The following is a 15,124-nucleotide window of genomic DNA, read 5'->3' as shown; positions in this document are numbered from 1 at the left end:
CTTCGCCCCGACAGGAGACAGCCGTGATCCAGGTCGGCCAGGTGGTGCAGTGGGCCGGAATCGCACTCGGCGGGTTCGTCTCGGTGACGGCCGCGCTGACGGTGCTGCGGACCGGCCCGGAGTTCTACGGCGTCGCGGCGCTGACGGCGGGACGGGCGCTCGGCCCCTGGCAGGCCGGGCGGGACGACGCTCGGGTGCCGTTGCCGGGCGGGGCGGGCGAGCCCGCGCACCGGTCGTACTGGTGGCGGCAGGTGTGGGTGGACGCCGGGCACGCGCTGCTCGCCGGGGTCGCGGAGGCCTGGGAGCGGCTCACCGAGGACTGGCTCGCGGAGCGGGCCTGGCGGATGATGCTGGGCCGCAGCGCCAAGGGCGGCCCGGTCCGCAACGGCCTGGGCCGCAAGCTGGCCCGCCTGGTGGGCGCGGGCGTCGCCCTGGGGGCGGTCCTCGGCGCGCTGCTCGCGGCGGCCGTCGTGCTGGTGCTGGCCGTGCTGTTCGCCCTGCTGCTGGGCGCGGCCTGCCTCGGCGCGGGGGCGCTCGCCGGGGTGCTGAACGGTCTGGGCCGGATCCTGCCGAGGCTCCGGGGGATCCGGCCCCGGTGCCCGTACCCGGGCTGCTGGGAGGCCGTTCCGCTGCCGGTGTACCGGTGTCCGAACTGCCCGCGCACCCACCGGGCGCTGCGGCCAGGCCGGTACGGGGTGCTGCGCCGGGTGTGCCAGTGCGGCTCCCGGGTGCCGCTGGGCCTGTTCGGCGGCCGGCCCGAACTGGAGGCGTACTGTCCGCACTGCGACCGGCAGTTGCCGGGCGTGCTGGGGCGCGCGCCGCTGGTGCACCTGCCGCTGCTGGGCGCGGACTCGGCGGGCAAGACGATGTTCCTGATGGCGGCCGTCCGAGGGCTGCAGGCGCTCGCGGCACCGGGCGTCTCGGTCGGGTTCGGGACGGCCGAGGACCGCGACCGGTACGAGCACGCGGAGCGCCAACTGGACGGCGGGGCCTGGGTGAACTCCACCGCGGACCCGCTGCCGCAGGCCTTCCTGCTGGTGGTGTCCCGGGGGCGCAGGCGCCGCCTGGTGTACCTGTACGACCCGATGGGCGAGACCGTCCGCAACGAGGCGTCGCTGCGCGACCAGCGCTACCTGGCACACGCGGACGCGCTGGTGCTGGTGTGCGACGTGCTCGCGGAGCCGGAGGTCCGCCGGTCGCTGACGCCCGCCGACGCGGCGCTCGCCGGTGCGGCCCGCCCGGCCCGCGAGGGGCCGGGCGACACGGCGGGGCGGCTGGTCGGCGAGTTCGGGCCGCGGCCGCGGCGGCGGCGCACGCCGGTGGCCGTGGTGGTGACCAAGCGGGACGTGCTGGACGGCCTGTCGGCGCTGCCCGTCGCGCCGCGCGGCGACGTCCGGGAGTGGCTGGGCCGGATCGGCCTGGCCCACCTGGTGCAGCTGCTCGCCAACGAGTTCGGCGGCCACCGGGCCTGGGCGGTGAGCGCCCGGGCGGCGACCGCGCCGGGCGCGGGGCCGGAGGAGTCCCGGCTGGCCGCCGAGCCGCTGCTGTGGCTGCTGGCCCGGCGCGGCCTGCGCCTGGGCGACCGACCCCGGACGATCGGAGGAAAGGCATGACGGCCCGCCAACCCACCCACGTCATCGGGGTGCTGCGGTGAGACTGCCCGCACACGTCGTACGGCAGCGCCGGGTGGTGGCGGCGCTGTTCGCCGTCGCCGCCACCGCGGCGGGTCTCGGCGCGATCGGCGCGCTGTGGCTGCTCGGCACCGGACTGCGCTGAGCGGCCGGTCCATTCGTTCCGGGCGCCGCGTCCGCGCCGGCCCGGACCTACACCAGGGAGCGAGACACCATGAGTGACATGCCCGGCGGGCCGATGGCCACCCGCCCGGTCCACTTCTTCTGGATTCTGGACTGCTCGTACTCGATGGAGCTGGAAGGGAAGATCGCCAGTCTGAACTACGCCATCCAGGAGGCGCTGCCGGAGATGCGGTCGGTCGCGGACGACAACCCGTCCGCCGACCTGCTGGTCCGGGTGCTGACCTTCTCGTCCACGGCGCGCTGGCTCCAGCCCACCCCGACGCCGATCAACGACTTCCGCTGGCAGCCGGTGCAGACCGACGGCGCGACCAACCTCGGCGAGGCGCTGAAGCTGGTGGCCCGCGAGCTGGAGGTGCCGCCGATGCCGGTGCGCGCCTTGAAGCCGGTGCTGGCGCTGGTCTCGGACGGGCAGCCGACCGACGACTGGCGGGCGGGGCTGCGCGCGGTGGACGCCACCCCGTGGGGGCGGCGGGCGGTGCGGGTGGCGATCGCCATCGGCAAGGACGCCGACCGAGCGCAGCTGAAGGAGTTCCTCGGCAACCCGGAGCTCGAACCGCTGGACGCGGACTCCCCGAAGCGACTGGCGGCGGCGATCCGCTGGGCGTCCACGGTGGCGCTGAAGGCCGCCTCGACGCCGCTCGCCCAGGCCGACTCGGCGGAGGGCGGGTACGGCCCGTACGCGCCGCCGCCGGTGGCCGCGGACGACGATGACGACGAGGTCTGGTGAGCCCGGTGGAACCTGACGACCCGTCGGACGGCGCCGGGGGCGGCCCGGGCGACGGCTGGCGGCTGACGGACCGGCAGGTCCGGGGCCCGCACAAGGCCCGCTGCCAGGACCGGACCGCCGCCGAGGAGCTGCCGGGCCCGGACGGTGACCTGGCGGGCGTGCTGCTCGCGGTGGCCGACGGCCACGGCTCGGCCGCGCACGGCCGCAGCCACCTGGGCGCGGAGTTCGCGGTCGCGGTGTTCCTGCGGCTGGCCCGCCGGTTCGCGGCGGCCGCGCTGTCCGGGCGGGTGCCGCTGCCGGCGCTGCGTGCCGAGGCGCAGCAGCGGCTGCCGTGGAACCTGGTCCGGGAGTGGGAGGACCGGTGCGCCGCGCACCTGCGCGCGGAGCCGCTGGAGGGCTTCCCGGAGCCGCCGCCGGGCCCGCTGCGGGACCGCTCCCAGCTGGTGCCGTACGGCACGACGCTGCTCGGCGCGGCGCTGCTGCCGGGCCTGCTGGTGGCCTGGCAGCTGGGCGACGGCGACCTGGCGCTGGTGGACCGTTCGAGCGGCGCGGTGCTGCTGCCGCTCGCCCCGGCCGCGCCCGAACTCGGCGACGAGACCGACTCGTTGTGCAGCAAGGACGCCGCCCGGCTGGTCCGGACGCACTGGTCGCCGATCGTCGGCGCGGCCGAGCCGCCGGGCCTGCTGCTGCTGTCCACCGACGGCCTGTCGAAGAGTTTCGCGGAGCCGTCGGGCTTCGAGGCCTTCGCCGCCGGCCTGTACCGGCGGCTGCTGGACGACGGCCACGCGGCGGTCGTCGGGCAGCTCGGCGGCTGGCTGGAGCGGGCGGCCTCGTTCTCGGGCGACGACACCTCGGTGGCGCTCGCCTGGTACGACGACCCGCACCGGCCGGCCGGCCGGCAGAACCCCGACGCGCCGGACGGCGTGCACCGCCCGGACCCGAACGCCACCCCGGAGGAATCGTCATGAGCAACGGGATGCTCGATCCCGGAACCGTCCTGCGCACCGAGGACGGCGACGCCGTCACGGTGGTCGAACTGCTCGGCGCGGGCGGCCAGGGGGAGGTGTACCGGGCCCGCACGGGCCGCGGCGAGCACGCGCTGAAGTGGTACTTCCCGGCGTCCGGCACCGAGCAGCAGCGCCGGATCGTCGAGGACCTGGTCTCCCGGGACTTCGACGATCCGCGGTTCCTGTGGCCGGAGCAGCTGGTGGAGGACGCGCCGGGCGGCGCGTTCGGCTACCTGATGGGGCTGCGGCCGGACCGGTTCAGGAGCCTGCCGCAGCTGTTCCGCCGTCAGGTGCCGTTCACGGTCCGGTCCTTGCTGCGGGCGTCGGTGCACATGGTGGAGGGCTACAAGGCGCTGCACTCGCAGGGCGTCGCCTACCGGGACATCTCCTGGGGCAACGTGTTCATCGACCCGGCCGACGGCTCGATCCTGATCTGCGACAACGACAACGCCGTCCCGGAGACGGCGGCGGCCGGGATCAGCGGCACGATGAAGTTCATGGCCCCGGAGCTGATCCGCCGCGACCCGGGGGCGCGGCCGTCCACCCAGACCGACCTGCACGCGCTGGCGGTGCTGCTGTTCATGGTGCTGATGAACCACCATCCGCTGGAGGGGCGGCTGGCGCTGGCCGTCCGCTGCCTGGACGAGGCCGCCGAGCGGCGGCTGTACGGGGAGCGGCCGGTGTTCGTCTTCGACCCGGCGGACGCCTCCAACCGGCCCGACGAGGACGAGCAGCCCGGGGTGCGGGCGAACTGGTCGGTGACGCCGCCGGTGCTGCGCCGGCTGTTCGAGCAGAGCTTCACCGAGGGGCTGCACGAGCCGGGCCGCCGGGTCCGCGAGTCGCAGTGGCGGGACGCGCTCGGCCAGGTGCTGGACACGGTGGTCGACTGCGCGTCCTGCGGGCGGGCCAACATGACCGAGCCGACCAGCACGCGGGCCCGGGCCTGCTGGAGCTGCGGCGCCCCACTGGTGCTGCCGGCCCGGCTGGTGGTGACCACGGCCGGTCCGCGGGTGACCCGCACCGTGCGGCTGGGCCGCACCGCCCGGCTGTTCCGGCACCACCTGGTCGCGGAGCCGCCCCGGCACGACTTCACCGACGGTGCGGTGATCGCCCGGATCGGCGAGAACCCGAACCGGCCCGGGCAGTTCGGCCTCACCAACGAGACTGCCCGGGAGTGGACCGGCCGCCGCACCGACGGCCGGATGCTGCAGGTGCCGCCGCAGCGGACGGTGCCGCTGCTGGACGGGCTGCGCCTCGACCTCGGCGACGGCGTCGAGGCCGAGGTGCACACCGACTGACGGCCGGTCGGCGGCCCGTCACAGGCCGAGGGCGCGCAGCAGGCCCTCGGCCGCGGTGGCCGCCGCGCCGCCGGCGGTGACGCCCCGGACGATCAGCTCCAGCCAGCCGCGCAGCCGGCCCGGCTCGGCGTCCCGGCCCTCGTCCTCGGCGCGGGCCAGCTCGCCGTGCACCGCGTCGGCGGTGGGCGCCAGCTCGGGCGCCTCCTGCTGCACCAACCGGGCGAGCTGGGCGGCGAGTTCGCGCACGGCGGGGGTCTGGTCGGCGGCCGGGCCGGCGCAGTTGTGCTGGACGTTGCCGGTGCCGCCGATCACCGACTGGGTGATCGGGGCGTTGAAGGTGAACTGGTCGCCACCGGACACGGGGGCACTCCCTGGGGTCGTGGGTTCGGTCAAGGACTGGGTGCGGCAGCGGGGTTGGGCCCGCCGGCGCTGCTGCCGCCGCCGGGCGGGGCGACGTAGTTGTTCTGCACGTTGCCGACGCCGCCGATCACGGCGTTCTGGATCGCACCGTTGAAGATGGTGGTCTGGGTCTGGAAGATCTGCTGCTGCTGTTGGGCGGTCAGGTCGGCGGTGTCGATGCGGTGCGCCGCCAGGAACTGCTCGGTGGCGTCGAGCACGGCCTGCACCATCAGCTTGAAGTAGGTGGAGGAGTCCCGGCGTTCGGCGAACTCCATGTACGGCCAGAACGAGGCCCGCTCGCGCAGGCTGTTGGTGGTGCCGTAGTCGATGGTGCCGTAGTTCTTGCGGATCTCCCGGCGGGTGCGCTCCAGCCGCCGGGCCTTGCCGGCGGCGTCCGCGGCCCGTCCGAGCAGGGCGCCCACCGAGCCGAACAGCAGGCCCGGGGTGGCGCGCGCGGCGTCCGCGAGGGCCCGCGCCCGAAGCCGGACGGGGCCGGCCAGCTGACGGTCCGGCAGGTCGAACCGGGGGCCGAGCGGCGGCAGGACGTACGCGTTGACGTTCCAGGTCAGCGAGGTGCGGGTGAGCTGGGCGCGCAGGTGCATGGAGACCACCACCCGGCCGCCGTCGCCGATCATCCGCAGGCACAGGTAGGTCTCCAGGCCGGTGGTGGGGTTGGCGGCGCCGGCCTTCACCCACTGGCTGTCGACCACCGTCAGCGGCCGCCCGGTCGGGTCGGGCAGCGCCCAGGGCAGGTTGGCCAGGAAGGTGCCGCGGGCGTACAGCCGGTTGCGCACCGAGATGCCGTCCAGGCCGCTGTCCTTGATGATCCAGCGGGCGACCTGGTCGTGGATGTCGGCGGCGTTGAACGGCACCGGGGTGAGCGGGTTGCCCGCCGAGTCCCTGGCCGGCCGGGCAATGTTGATCGGCGCCCAGACCTGCTCGTAGATCCGCCAGCCGCTGCCGACGAACGGGTTCACGCCCGCCACGTCCTCGTGGTAGACCACCAGGTTGGCGCGCTTGAGCAGCTCCAACTGCCGTTCCAGTTCGGGTTCCACGGGCGGCGCCTGCCCGGCCGCGGCGCCCGCGCCCTCGCCGAGCTCCCGGGCGATCCGCCAGGACGTCCACAGCTCCCGGTACACCACCACCAGCGCGGCGAGCACGACCGCCGGCAGCCCGGCGGCGGCCGCCGCCGCCAGCGCACCATGACCGGTCGTCAGGCTCCGGGCCGCCAGCAGCAGCAGGGCCGGCAGGAGCGCCAGCAGCCCCGCCAGCACCCGGTCCCGGCGCAGCACCCGCGCCTCGGCCTGCCGGGCGTGCCGGACCACCGCGACGACGTTCACCCCGACCGGCAGTCCGGCCGCCCGGATCCCGTCCTCCGCGTACTCGGCGAGCACCTCGCGCGCGAACCGCGGATCCAGCTGGGCCGTCCGGCACATCCGCCGACTGACCAGATCCGTACGGTACTTGGGCAGCGCGGGCAGCGGCCCGATCGGCATCCACCCTCCCCCGGTGAGACGCGCCGCGCGACGCCGCGCGTGGGGGCGAGTGTATGCCCGGCGTGCCCGGACCGGCAGCGCTTCGGCGGATTCCGCACCCGGCCCGGGCCCGGCGGGCGGGGGCCGCCCCGAACTCCGTCCCCGGGGACCGATGAGTCCTCGCCGCCGCGGTCGTCGAACCGGTGGGAGCGACCACCGACCACCGGGGAGACCGGACATGTCCAGCACCACCACCGCAGCCGCCGCTTCCGCCTCCGCCCCCGTCGCGCCCGGCAGGGCCGTCGCCCGTACGGTCCTGGCGCTGCGGATCCTGCTCGCCCTGTTCTTCGGCCTGGCCAGTGCGCTGCCGAAGCTGCTCGCGCTGCCCGCCGCCGCCGCCGTCTTCGACGCCATCGGCGCGGGCGACTGGTTCATGTACGCCACCGGGCTGGTGGAACTGGCCGGAGCCGTCGGCCTGCTGCTGCGCCGGCTGGCCGGGCCGGCCGCGACGGCGCTGATCGTGTTCCTGCTGTGCGCGTTCGTCACCCAGCTCACCGCCCTGCACGGCGAGAACGCGGGGACGCCGTTCCTGTTCATGGTGCCGCTGGCCGTCGTCGCCCGGCACCGGCGCGCCGGGACGGCCGCGTTCCTCCGCTCCGGCCGCTGACCGGTGACGGTCCGTCAATCGCGGGGGCTCCCGGCGCACGGGTGCTTTCGGCTGTGCGCGCCCTCCTCGGGCGCGGGCCCGCCTGCCGGTGCCGGTCAGCCGAGTCGGGCGACTCCGCCGTAGCAGCCCGCCTGCGCGTCGGTGACGGCCGCGGCGCCGGCCTCCGGACGCCAGCGCGGACTGGCGACGACACCGGGGTCGAGCAGCCGCCAGTCGCCGAACAGCGAGGTGACCTCCGCCCGGCTGCGCGCCTGCAGGTCGGTGCCGGAGCTGCGGTAGACGTTCTCCATCCGGGCGGTGGCCTCGGGGTCGAAGTCGGCGGTGAAGTGCGTGATGACCAGGTAACTGCCGGGCACGAGCCGCGAGGTGAACGCCTCGACCACGTCGAGGGCGCTCTCGCCGGGACGGTCGGCGACGAAGTGCAGCAGCGCGACCATGCTGAGCGCCACCGGCCGGTCGAGGTCGAGCGTCTCGGCGGCGGCGTCCAGGATGGTCCCGGCGTCGCGGACGTCGCCCTGGACGTACGCGGTGCGGCCCTGGGCGGTGCCCTGCAGCAGCGCCTCGGCGTGGGTGAGCACGATCGGGTCGTTGTCGGCGTAGACCACCCGGGCCCCGGCGTGGACGCCCTGGGCGACCTCGTGCAGGTTGGGAGAGGTGGGGATGCCGGTGCCGATGTCCAGGAACTGGTCGACGCCGAGTTCGGCGATGGTCCGGGTGGCGCGGCGCATGAAGGCGCGGTTGGCGTGCGCGGCGAGCCGGGCGTTGGGGAAGGCGTCGAGCGCCCGGCCGGCGGCCTCGCGGTCGGCGGGGAAGTTGGTCACGCCGCCCAGGTAGTAGTCGTACATGCGGGCCGAATGGGCCTGGTGGATGTTGAGGTTGATGCCGATCTGCGGCGTCTGGTGAGCGGTGTCGTCAGCCATCGCGTCCCCCCTGGTCGCTGGACGTCCTTCGGCTCCGGCACACCTCGGGCGCGGATGCGGCGCCCCCTTGCCCGGAACCGATCGGATCATGCCCCGGAAACGACCGGCCAACCACGAGGGCCTGCGGCCGTCCGCAGGGCCGGCCCTCGCCCGCCGGGACCGGACCCCGGCGGGGCCCGTCGACCGGAGCCGGTCGTACCTGCCACCCCGACTGTCCGACCGGCCGACACTTCTGCGCGCCGAATGTTCGCAGATTTCCGTTTCCACCACGGGCCGCCCTCATACGCTGAAATGGTGATGCGAGGGGACAGCGGCCCCTCGTCAGGGCATCGGCGTGTGACGTGACGGGGACGCCGGTCGCGGTCCGATCGGCGCGGGAGGTCCCCACTCCCGCCGGGAGGGATGACGGTGGACCCCGAGTACGGGTTGATGGCACCGCAGCGGCGTGACCAGCTGACCTTCGACGCGTTCTGCGAGACGCACGAACGCGCGTGGCTCGCGACGGCGCGGGCTTCCCGGCTGTCCGACGAGCAGGCCCGCGCGGTGGTCGACACGGTCCGCGACCAGCTCTGGGGGGACTGGCAGTTGCTGCTGCGGGAGCCGGTCCCGGCGGCCTCCGCGTGGCGGGTGCTCAAGGACCGGATCGCGCAGGCGGACCCGGCGGCGGCCGCCGCCGACGGCGAGCACGGACCCCCGGAGCCGTGGCGGGCGGCCATCGGCGCCGTGATCGACCGGATGCGCCTGACCCTCGAGTCCGCGCCGGACCTGCACGGCGTCGACGAGGCGATCCGGTCGCTGCCCGAACGCCAGCAGGACGTGGTGATGCTCCGCTTCGCACTGGACCTGCCCGAGGAGACGGTGGCCGACTACCTGGACTCGACGGTGGCCACCGTGCGCTCCCAGGCGCGCCACGCCAGAACCCGCCTCGGCGAGAAGCTCGGCCGGAGGAACGCGTGAACGGTTCGTCCCCGACGGCGAAGGCGGCGCCGGAGCACGCCCTCGGCCCGGCGCCCGCTCCGCTGCGGCTGGCGCACCGTCAGGCCCGGCACGAACTGGCCCTGCTGTGCTCGCTGGTCCTGGCGAACCCGGCGTCGGCGGCCTCGCTGGCCCGACTGGTGGACAGCGAGGTGGAACGGCCGGACGGCGCCCTGGTGCTGGGCGTCCTGCTGCACCTGGCCGACTACCAGGAGGGGGCGCGCTTCTGGTGGGAGTTCGCGGCGGGCGGCGGCAGCCACCTGGCCGCCTCCTGCCTGTGGTTCTGGCACCAGTCCCGGGGCGAGCCCCGGGACGCCCGGTTCTGGCGCCTGCAGGCCGAGTCGCTGGCCGAACTCCCGCAGCCCGACTGGCGGCTGGCCTCGCCGGACCGGCCGCTGGTGTCGCGCGCCGTCCGCGCCGAGTTCCTCGCCCTGTGCAAGCAGGGGATGGTCCCCCGGCTGCCCCCGCGGCTCGCCGCCGTCCTCAAGTCCCTTCCGGTGGAGGACGACGACGGCGACTGGCCCGAGATCCCGCACTGGAGTCCGGACGTCGTCCACCGCCTGCGCAGCGCCGCCGAGGAGCCGCCCCGCTGACGGCCGGACGCACAGTCGAGTCCCGGGTCCTGGCGCCGGCGCCGGGCGGTGACGGCCCGTCAGCCACTGGAAGGCTTTTAACTAGTCTTTATGCGCGTCCTCCTTCCTCCGCGGCGGCGGAGCGGCGAGGCTTTCGCTCTGTCTCCGCCGGAACGCGCGACCGCGCCGCCGGCGCTGTATGGGGAGGACCCACCACCGTGCCCAACAGGCAACGCCGACGGCTCCTGCTTCCCGCCGTCACCCTGACCGCGCTCGGGCTGGCCACCACTCAGGCCCTCGCCGCACCGGTCGACCCGCCGCGCCCGCACCAGGCCCGGCACCTGGCCGACATCGGCGCGAAGCACGCCGCCAAGATCAAGGACGCCGGCGGCCGGACGTTCGGCGCCAACGCCGACGCGCCCGGCGAGGACGACGGCGACGAGGCGGAGAACTCCGCCGAGGGCACCGCCCAGTACACCGAGGCCCGCACCGCCCCCGGCGTGGTCGCCCCGGGCGCGTACGGCGCGGCCTGGGCGCAGCTCCGATCGATGCCGCACACCGGCGGCGACTGGGACCACGTCACCGACCGGCCGTACAACTCGGACGATCCGCGCTACCGCGACGTCAATTCCAACTCCAGCGGCGGTTCGGGCTACGTGACGGGCCGGATCACCGGCATCGCCGCCGACCGCGACGGCTACGTGTACGCGGGCGGCGCCAACGGCGGCGTGTTCCGCTCCCGCACCGGCGGCGGCCAGTGGCAGTCCATCTCGGACCGGCTGCCGTCGCTGTCCACCGGCACCCTGGACCTCGACGCGTCCGGGCGGCTCTGGTACGCCACCGGTGAGTCGAACACCGGCGCGACCTCGTACGTCGGCACCGGCGTGTACGTGCTGGCCGACCCGCAGCACGGGGAGTTCCAGCCCGGCATGCGGGTCGGCGGCGCCGAACTGGAGTCGACGATCATCCACGCGCTGCGCTTCGGCGGCGGCAAGGTGTGGGCGGCGACCGGCCGGGGCGTGTGGAGCCACTCGACCGCCACCCTGTCCGGGCCGTGGACGCTGGAGTTCGCGCCCAACCCCGAGTACCTGCCCGGCGGTTCGAAGGCCGCCGACCCGGCGGCGCCGTACAAGAACATCGCCAACGACATCGCTATCGACCCCCAGGACCCGAACCGGGTGGTGCTGGCGGTCGGCTGGCGCGGCGGCGACGCCTACAACGGCTTCTACAGCAAGGCCGCGGACGGCAGTTGGCAGCGTGTCGGCGAGCTGGGCGACCTGCCGGCCGACGCCGCGAACGTCGGCAACGTGACCTTCGCCGCCTCGGCCGACGGCTCGCGCTACTACGCGATCGACCAGTCGCCGCTGCTCACGGCGACCGACCCGGACAGCGGCCTGAAGGGCATCTACGTCTCCAAGTCCGGTTCCCCGTTCGGACCGTGGACGCTGATCGCCGACAAGGACAAGCTGAAGGACTCCGGTTCCGCGCTCCAGGACGAGGGCTACCAGCCCGGCATCCAGTCCTGGTACAACCAGTTCCTCCAGGTCGACCCCGCCGACCCGGAGCACGTGTACGCCGGCCTCGAAGAGGTCGTGGAGACGAAGAACGGCGGCGCCTCCTGGACCGTCCCCGGCCCGTACTGGAACTTCGGCTTCTCCTGCTGGAGCATCGACCCGGCCAAGCAGACCGGCGACTGCTCGCAGACCACGCACTCCGACCAGCACGCCGTCGCCGTCGGCAGCTACCGGGGCCGGCCGACCGTGTACGTCGGCAACGACGGCGGCATCTACCGCCGCCCGGTGAACGGCGCGGCCGACGCCTCCGGCCACGCCACCGACTGGACGTCGCTGGCCGACGGCACCATGGACACCCTGCAGTACTACTCCGTCGGCGTCGGCAAGGACCCGGCGGACCGCTCCGGCCGCGGCGTCGTCGTCAGCGGCGGCCTGCAGGACAACGGCGAATCGATCCTGCGGGCCCGCGACAGGGTGATGGGCTCGAACTTCGGCGGCGACGGCGCCGACACCCTGGTGGACCCGGCCAACGGCTGCCACATCGCCGAGGAGTACGTCTACCTGGACGTCTGGGTCACCCAGAACTGCGCGGTCAACGACGGCAGTTGGCAGAGCGACCCCAGCCGGGCCAGCTCCTACGAGGTCGCCCCGCCGGACCACGAGACCTCCGCCGCCCGGTTCATCGCGCCGCTCACCACCGACCCGAAGGACGTCGACACCTGGGTCGCCGGCGGACGGCACGTGTGGGTGCAGCACCGCGGCTGGGCGATCCGCAGCGGCGACGAGTGGACCAGCGCCTACGACCTCGGCGCCGGGCACGTCGCCACCGCCGTCGCCACCGTGGACGGCACGGTGTACGCCGGCTGGTGCGGGCCCTGCAACAACCAGGGCTTCAGCCGCGGCATCGCCGTCGGCAGGTCCGACGGCACCGGCTGGCACCAGCTCGCCCTGCCCGTCGACGGCACCCTGCCCAACCGGTACGTCTCCTCCTTCGCCGTCGACGAGAACGACGCGCAGCACGTCCTGGTCGCCTTCAACGGCTTCTCCCGGACGTGGACCGAGGGCCCCGGCGCCGGCGTCGGCCACCTCTTCGAGACCCGCGACGGCGGCGGCAGCTGGACCGACATCTCGGCCAACCTGCCCGACGTGCCCGCCACTTCGGTCAGGATCCTGCCGAACGGCGGCCTCGCCCTCGGCACCGACCTCGCCGCGTTCTACCGCGCCCCCGGCGACACCGACTGGCGGGTCCTCGGCCGCAACCTGCCCACCACGGCGGTGCAGCAGCTGCGGACCGGCCCCGACGGCCGGCTCTACGCCGCCACCTTCGGCCGCGGCATCTGGTCCTTCGACCTGCGCCGCCTCGGCCACGGCCGCCACGACGAGCTCGCCGACTGACCGGACACCGCACCCCGCCGGGACGGAGCGCCGCCGGCGGGGTGCGGGGGCCGGACGTCAGGCCTGCACGGCCTGCTCGCCGATGCCCCGGAGGACCGCCTCGATGCCGTTGCGGAGGCTGCTGAGCCGGGCGTCGAGGACGGCCTCCTCCTGCTCCGGGTGGCTCTCCACGAAGGCGTGGATCGGGGTGCGCAGGTTGCCCAGGCGCATGCCGTGGCGCAGCCGGGTGCCGTCGCCGTCGGGGGTCAGCTCGTAGTGCCAGCGGGCGAAGGCGTCGCCCTGCGCGGTGGCGGTGTCCGGCAGGACCGACCAGGCGAAGCGGTGCGGCGGGGTGAACTCGGTGATCCGGTTGACGGTCCGCCAGCGCTGCCCGTCCGGGCGGGCGTTGTGCCCGGCGAAGTGGGCGCCGACGGCGGGCCCGTCCGCGCCCTCCAGCCACTCGGTGCGCTGGAGTTCCGGGCTGAAGCGGGGAGAGGTGGAGATGTCCGCCACCAGCTCCCAGACGCGCGGCGGCGGGGCGGGGATCGTCACCTCGACCACCACACCGGGTTCGTCGGAGAGTCGCACTGTTGCCTCGTTCCTGTGTCGTGTCGATCGTTGCGGCTTGCGCCGGGGGCCGCCGGGGCCCGGTCGCCCTGCAAGGGTGTCACCGGGCCGCGGCGGACGGGGAATTCGGGGCGGGCGCTACGGCCCCGGGGTGCGGACCTCGACCGCCGAGGCGACCACCCCCCGGGCGATCCGCCAGCGGCCGGCGGCGGTCGGCAGCGGACCGGGCACGGTGACGGTGGCGCGGAAGCCGCCGGCGGGGTCGGGTCCGGGGTCCACGGACAGGCGCACCCGGGCCTCCAGGAAGTCGAGTTCGCGGCGGGCCAGCGGGTACCAGGCCTTGAAGATCGCCTCCTTCACGCTGAACAGCACCCGCCCCCAGCACACGTCCGGCCGGAGCAGGGCCAGCGCGGCGAGGTGGTCGCGCTCCGCCGGGTCGGCGACCATCTCCAGCACTCCGTCGGCGAGCGGCGCGTGGGGTTCGGCGTCGACCCCGAGCCCGGCCGTGCCGTCGGCCCGGCGGGCGACCGCCGCGGCCCGGTAGCCGGTGCAGTGCGTCATCGACCCCACCACTCCCCGGGGCCAGCGCGGCTCCCCGCGCGGACCGGGCAGCAGCGCCACCGGCGGCTCGCCGAGCGCCTCCAGCGCCTGTCTGGCGCGGACCCGCACCTCGCCGAACTCCCGGCGCCGCTTGTCGCCCGCGTGTGCCATCGCCCTGATCTCGGCCGGGTGCAGGCCGGCCCGCCAGTCGCCGCCGCGGGCGCCGAACGATTCGACGGCCACGACGTGCGGGGGCAGCAGGGAGGCCAGCAGTAGTGCCGGCGCCGGCGGCAACTCCGGGGCGGGCCCGCTCCCGAGGGTGAACGTCTCTTCGGGGAGGGTTCGTTGACGTGGCGTCACCGGTTCTGTCCTTGCTCTCGCGGGAACGCCGGGCCGGGCGCGGCCGGCGGTGGAGCGGCGTCAGCGCCAGCTGACGGGGCTGCGGTACTGGACGAGCCGCTCGGGCCGGCGCCAGCGGGACCGCAGGCGGCCTCCGCTGTGCGCGAAGCGCGGCTCGGGGGCCTGCCGGGCGGCGGCCGCACGGGCCATCAGCACGGCGGTCACCACGGCGAGTTCCTCCTCGGTGGGGTTGCCGTGTTCGATGCGCAGGTCCATCGGGGCTCCCTGGGGTTCGGCCGGCTCCCCGCCTCCCGGCGGGGCAGCGGCGGGGTCATTGCGGCGGGTTGCCGTGCTTGCGGCTGGGCAGGTCGGCGTGCTTGGTGCGGAGCATGGCGAGCGAGGAGGCGAGGACGGCGCGGGTCTCGGCGGGGTCGATGACGTCGTCGACGAGGCCGCGTTCGGCCGCGTAGTACGGGTGCATCAGTTCGGACTTGTACTCCTTGATCTTCTGCGCGCGCATCGCCTCCGGGTCGTCGGCCCCGTTGATGTCCCGCCGGAAGATCACGTTCGCGGCGCCCTCCGCGCCCATCACCGCGATCTCGTTGGTCGGCCACGCGAACGACAGGTCCGCCCCGATCGACCGCGAGTCCATCACGATGTACGCGCCGCCGTACGCCTTGCGCAGGATCAGCTGGATCCGCGGCACCGTCGCGTTGCAGTACGCGTACAGCAGCTTCGCCCCGTGCCGGATGATCCCGTCGTGCTCCTGGTCCACACCCGGCAGGAAGCCCGGCACGTCCAGCATCGTCACCAGCGGAATGTTGAACGCGTCGCACATCTGCACGAACCGCGCCGACTTCTCCGACGCGTTGATGTCCAGCACCCCCGCCAGCGACTGCGGCTGGTTGGCGATGATGCCCACCACGTGCCCGTCCA

Annotated in this window: 16 protein-coding genes; 9 read left to right on the top strand and 7 right to left on the bottom strand. The window is 74.9% G+C overall.

All coding sequences use genetic code 11. The features are described 5' to 3' along the window. The first annotated feature begins 23 nt into the window (after nt 1–23). The 5 genes from ACFV1L_RS20190 (at nt 24) to ACFV1L_RS20170 (ending at nt 4,846) form a co-directional block, all read left to right on the top strand. Nucleotides 24–1,613 (top strand): hypothetical protein, encoded by a 1,590-nt coding sequence (locus tag ACFV1L_RS20190; RefSeq protein WP_380367623.1) that lies wholly within the window; start codon nt 24–26, stop codon nt 1,611–1,613. A gap of 37 nt (nt 1,614–1,650) precedes the next feature. Continuing rightward, nucleotides 1,651–1,776, top strand: a complete 126-nt coding sequence (locus ACFV1L_RS20185) for a hypothetical protein (RefSeq protein WP_380367621.1) — start codon at nt 1,651–1,653, stop codon at nt 1,774–1,776. A 93-nt stretch (nt 1,777–1,869) separates the two neighbouring features. Beyond that, nucleotides 1,870–2,541, top strand: coding sequence for a VWA domain-containing protein (locus ACFV1L_RS20180; RefSeq protein ID WP_380367727.1), 672 nt, complete (start codon nt 1,870–1,872; stop codon nt 2,539–2,541). Nucleotides 2,542–2,546: 5 nt separating this feature from the next. Then, nucleotides 2,547–3,509 carry a protein phosphatase 2C domain-containing protein gene (locus ACFV1L_RS20175; RefSeq protein WP_380367620.1) on the top strand — a complete coding sequence of 321 codons (963 nt, stop codon included), beginning with the start codon at nt 2,547–2,549 and terminating at the stop codon, nt 3,507–3,509. Further along, nucleotides 3,506–4,846: a protein kinase gene (locus ACFV1L_RS20170; protein ID WP_380367618.1), complete on the top strand. Its 1,341-nt coding sequence runs from the start codon at nt 3,506–3,508 to the stop codon at nt 4,844–4,846. The genes ACFV1L_RS20175 and ACFV1L_RS20170 overlap by 4 nt, the downstream gene beginning before the upstream one ends. 18 nt (nt 4,847–4,864) lie before the next feature. Here ACFV1L_RS20170 and ACFV1L_RS20165 read toward each other — a convergent pair whose 3' ends face one another. Beyond that, on the bottom strand, nt 4,865–5,206 hold the full coding sequence (locus ACFV1L_RS20165; protein ID WP_380367616.1) for a hypothetical protein: 342 nt from the start codon (nt 5,204–5,206) through the stop codon (nt 4,865–4,867). 29 nt (nt 5,207–5,235) lie between these two features. Continuing rightward, complete coding sequence (locus ACFV1L_RS20160) at nt 5,236–6,741, bottom strand: hypothetical protein (protein WP_380367614.1); 1,506 nt, start codon at nt 6,739–6,741, stop codon at nt 5,236–5,238. A gap of 217 nt (nt 6,742–6,958) precedes the next feature. Between ACFV1L_RS20160 and ACFV1L_RS20155 the strand changes: the two genes are divergently transcribed. Further along, a complete protein-coding gene (locus tag ACFV1L_RS20155) occupies nt 6,959–7,387 on the top strand; it encodes a DoxX family protein (protein WP_380367612.1) in 429 nt (142 codons plus the stop codon). 95 nt (nt 7,388–7,482) lie between these two features. Here ACFV1L_RS20155 and ACFV1L_RS20150 read toward each other — a convergent pair whose 3' ends face one another. Further along, on the bottom strand, nt 7,483–8,307 hold the full coding sequence (locus tag ACFV1L_RS20150) for an SAM-dependent methyltransferase (protein ID WP_380367610.1): 825 nt from the start codon (nt 8,305–8,307) through the stop codon (nt 7,483–7,485). A 402-nt stretch (nt 8,308–8,709) separates the two neighbouring features. Between ACFV1L_RS20150 and ACFV1L_RS20145 the strand changes: the two genes are divergently transcribed. The 3 genes from ACFV1L_RS20145 (at nt 8,710) to ACFV1L_RS20135 (ending at nt 12,763) form a co-directional block, all read left to right on the top strand. Next, on the top strand, nt 8,710–9,264 hold the full coding sequence (locus ACFV1L_RS20145; protein ID WP_380367608.1) for an RNA polymerase sigma factor: 555 nt from the start codon (nt 8,710–8,712) through the stop codon (nt 9,262–9,264). Continuing rightward, nucleotides 9,261–9,875: a hypothetical protein gene (locus ACFV1L_RS20140; RefSeq protein WP_380367606.1), complete on the top strand. Its 615-nt coding sequence runs from the start codon at nt 9,261–9,263 to the stop codon at nt 9,873–9,875. Before ACFV1L_RS20145 ends, ACFV1L_RS20140 begins: the two co-directional genes overlap by 4 nt. A gap of 197 nt (nt 9,876–10,072) precedes the next feature. Further along, a complete protein-coding gene (locus ACFV1L_RS20135; protein ID WP_380367604.1) occupies nt 10,073–12,763 on the top strand; it encodes a glycosyl hydrolase in 2,691 nt (896 codons plus the stop codon). Between the two features lie 57 nt (nt 12,764–12,820). Here ACFV1L_RS20135 and ACFV1L_RS20130 read toward each other — a convergent pair whose 3' ends face one another. From ACFV1L_RS20130 to ACFV1L_RS20115, 4 genes are all read right to left on the bottom strand, one after another. After that, on the bottom strand, nt 12,821–13,330 hold the full coding sequence (locus ACFV1L_RS20130) for an SRPBCC family protein (protein ID WP_380367603.1): 510 nt from the start codon (nt 13,328–13,330) through the stop codon (nt 12,821–12,823). Nucleotides 13,331–13,447: 117 nt separating this feature from the next. Continuing rightward, nucleotides 13,448–14,209 (bottom strand): 4'-phosphopantetheinyl transferase, encoded by a 762-nt coding sequence (locus ACFV1L_RS20125; RefSeq protein ID WP_380367601.1) that lies wholly within the window; start codon nt 14,207–14,209, stop codon nt 13,448–13,450. Between the two features lie 60 nt (nt 14,210–14,269). Continuing rightward, the gene (locus tag ACFV1L_RS20120; RefSeq protein WP_380367600.1) at nt 14,270–14,464 is read right to left on the bottom strand and encodes an acyl-CoA carboxylase subunit epsilon; all 195 of its coding nucleotides are present in this window, start codon (nt 14,462–14,464) and stop codon (nt 14,270–14,272) included. A gap of 55 nt (nt 14,465–14,519) precedes the next feature. Beyond that, on the bottom strand, nt 14,520–15,124 hold a 605-nt coding region (locus ACFV1L_RS20115; RefSeq protein ID WP_380367598.1), incomplete at its 5' end, for a carboxyl transferase domain-containing protein.

This window comes from Kitasatospora sp. NPDC059646 (assembly GCF_042734615.1).
In the GTDB taxonomy this organism is placed as follows: domain Bacteria; phylum Actinomycetota; class Actinomycetes; order Streptomycetales; family Streptomycetaceae; genus Kitasatospora.
The sequence above is the reverse complement of the archived record's forward strand: the minus strand, read 5'-3'. Positions and strand labels throughout refer to the sequence as shown.

Bases quoted from the DNA above. Each gene is read 5' to 3' on its own strand.
- ACFV1L_RS20180 (WP_380367727.1), top strand. From the start codon at position 1,870: ATGGCCACCCGCCCGGTCCACTTCTTCTGGATTCTGGACTGCTCGTAC.
- ACFV1L_RS20170 (WP_380367618.1), top strand. From the start codon at position 3,506: ATGAGCAACGGGATGCTCGATCCCGGAACCGTCCTGCGCACCGAGGAC.
- ACFV1L_RS20160 (WP_380367614.1), bottom strand. From the start codon at position 6,741: ATGCCGATCGGGCCGCTGCCCGCGCTGCCCAAGTACCGTACGGATCTG.
- ACFV1L_RS20155 (WP_380367612.1), top strand. From the start codon at position 6,959: ATGTCCAGCACCACCACCGCAGCCGCCGCTTCCGCCTCCGCCCCCGTC.
- ACFV1L_RS20150 (WP_380367610.1), bottom strand. From the start codon at position 8,307: ATGGCTGACGACACCGCTCACCAGACGCCGCAGATCGGCATCAACCTC.
- ACFV1L_RS20145 (WP_380367608.1), top strand. From the start codon at position 8,710: ATGACGGTGGACCCCGAGTACGGGTTGATGGCACCGCAGCGGCGTGAC.
- ACFV1L_RS20120 (WP_380367600.1), bottom strand. From the start codon at position 14,464: ATGGACCTGCGCATCGAACACGGCAACCCCACCGAGGAGGAACTCGCC.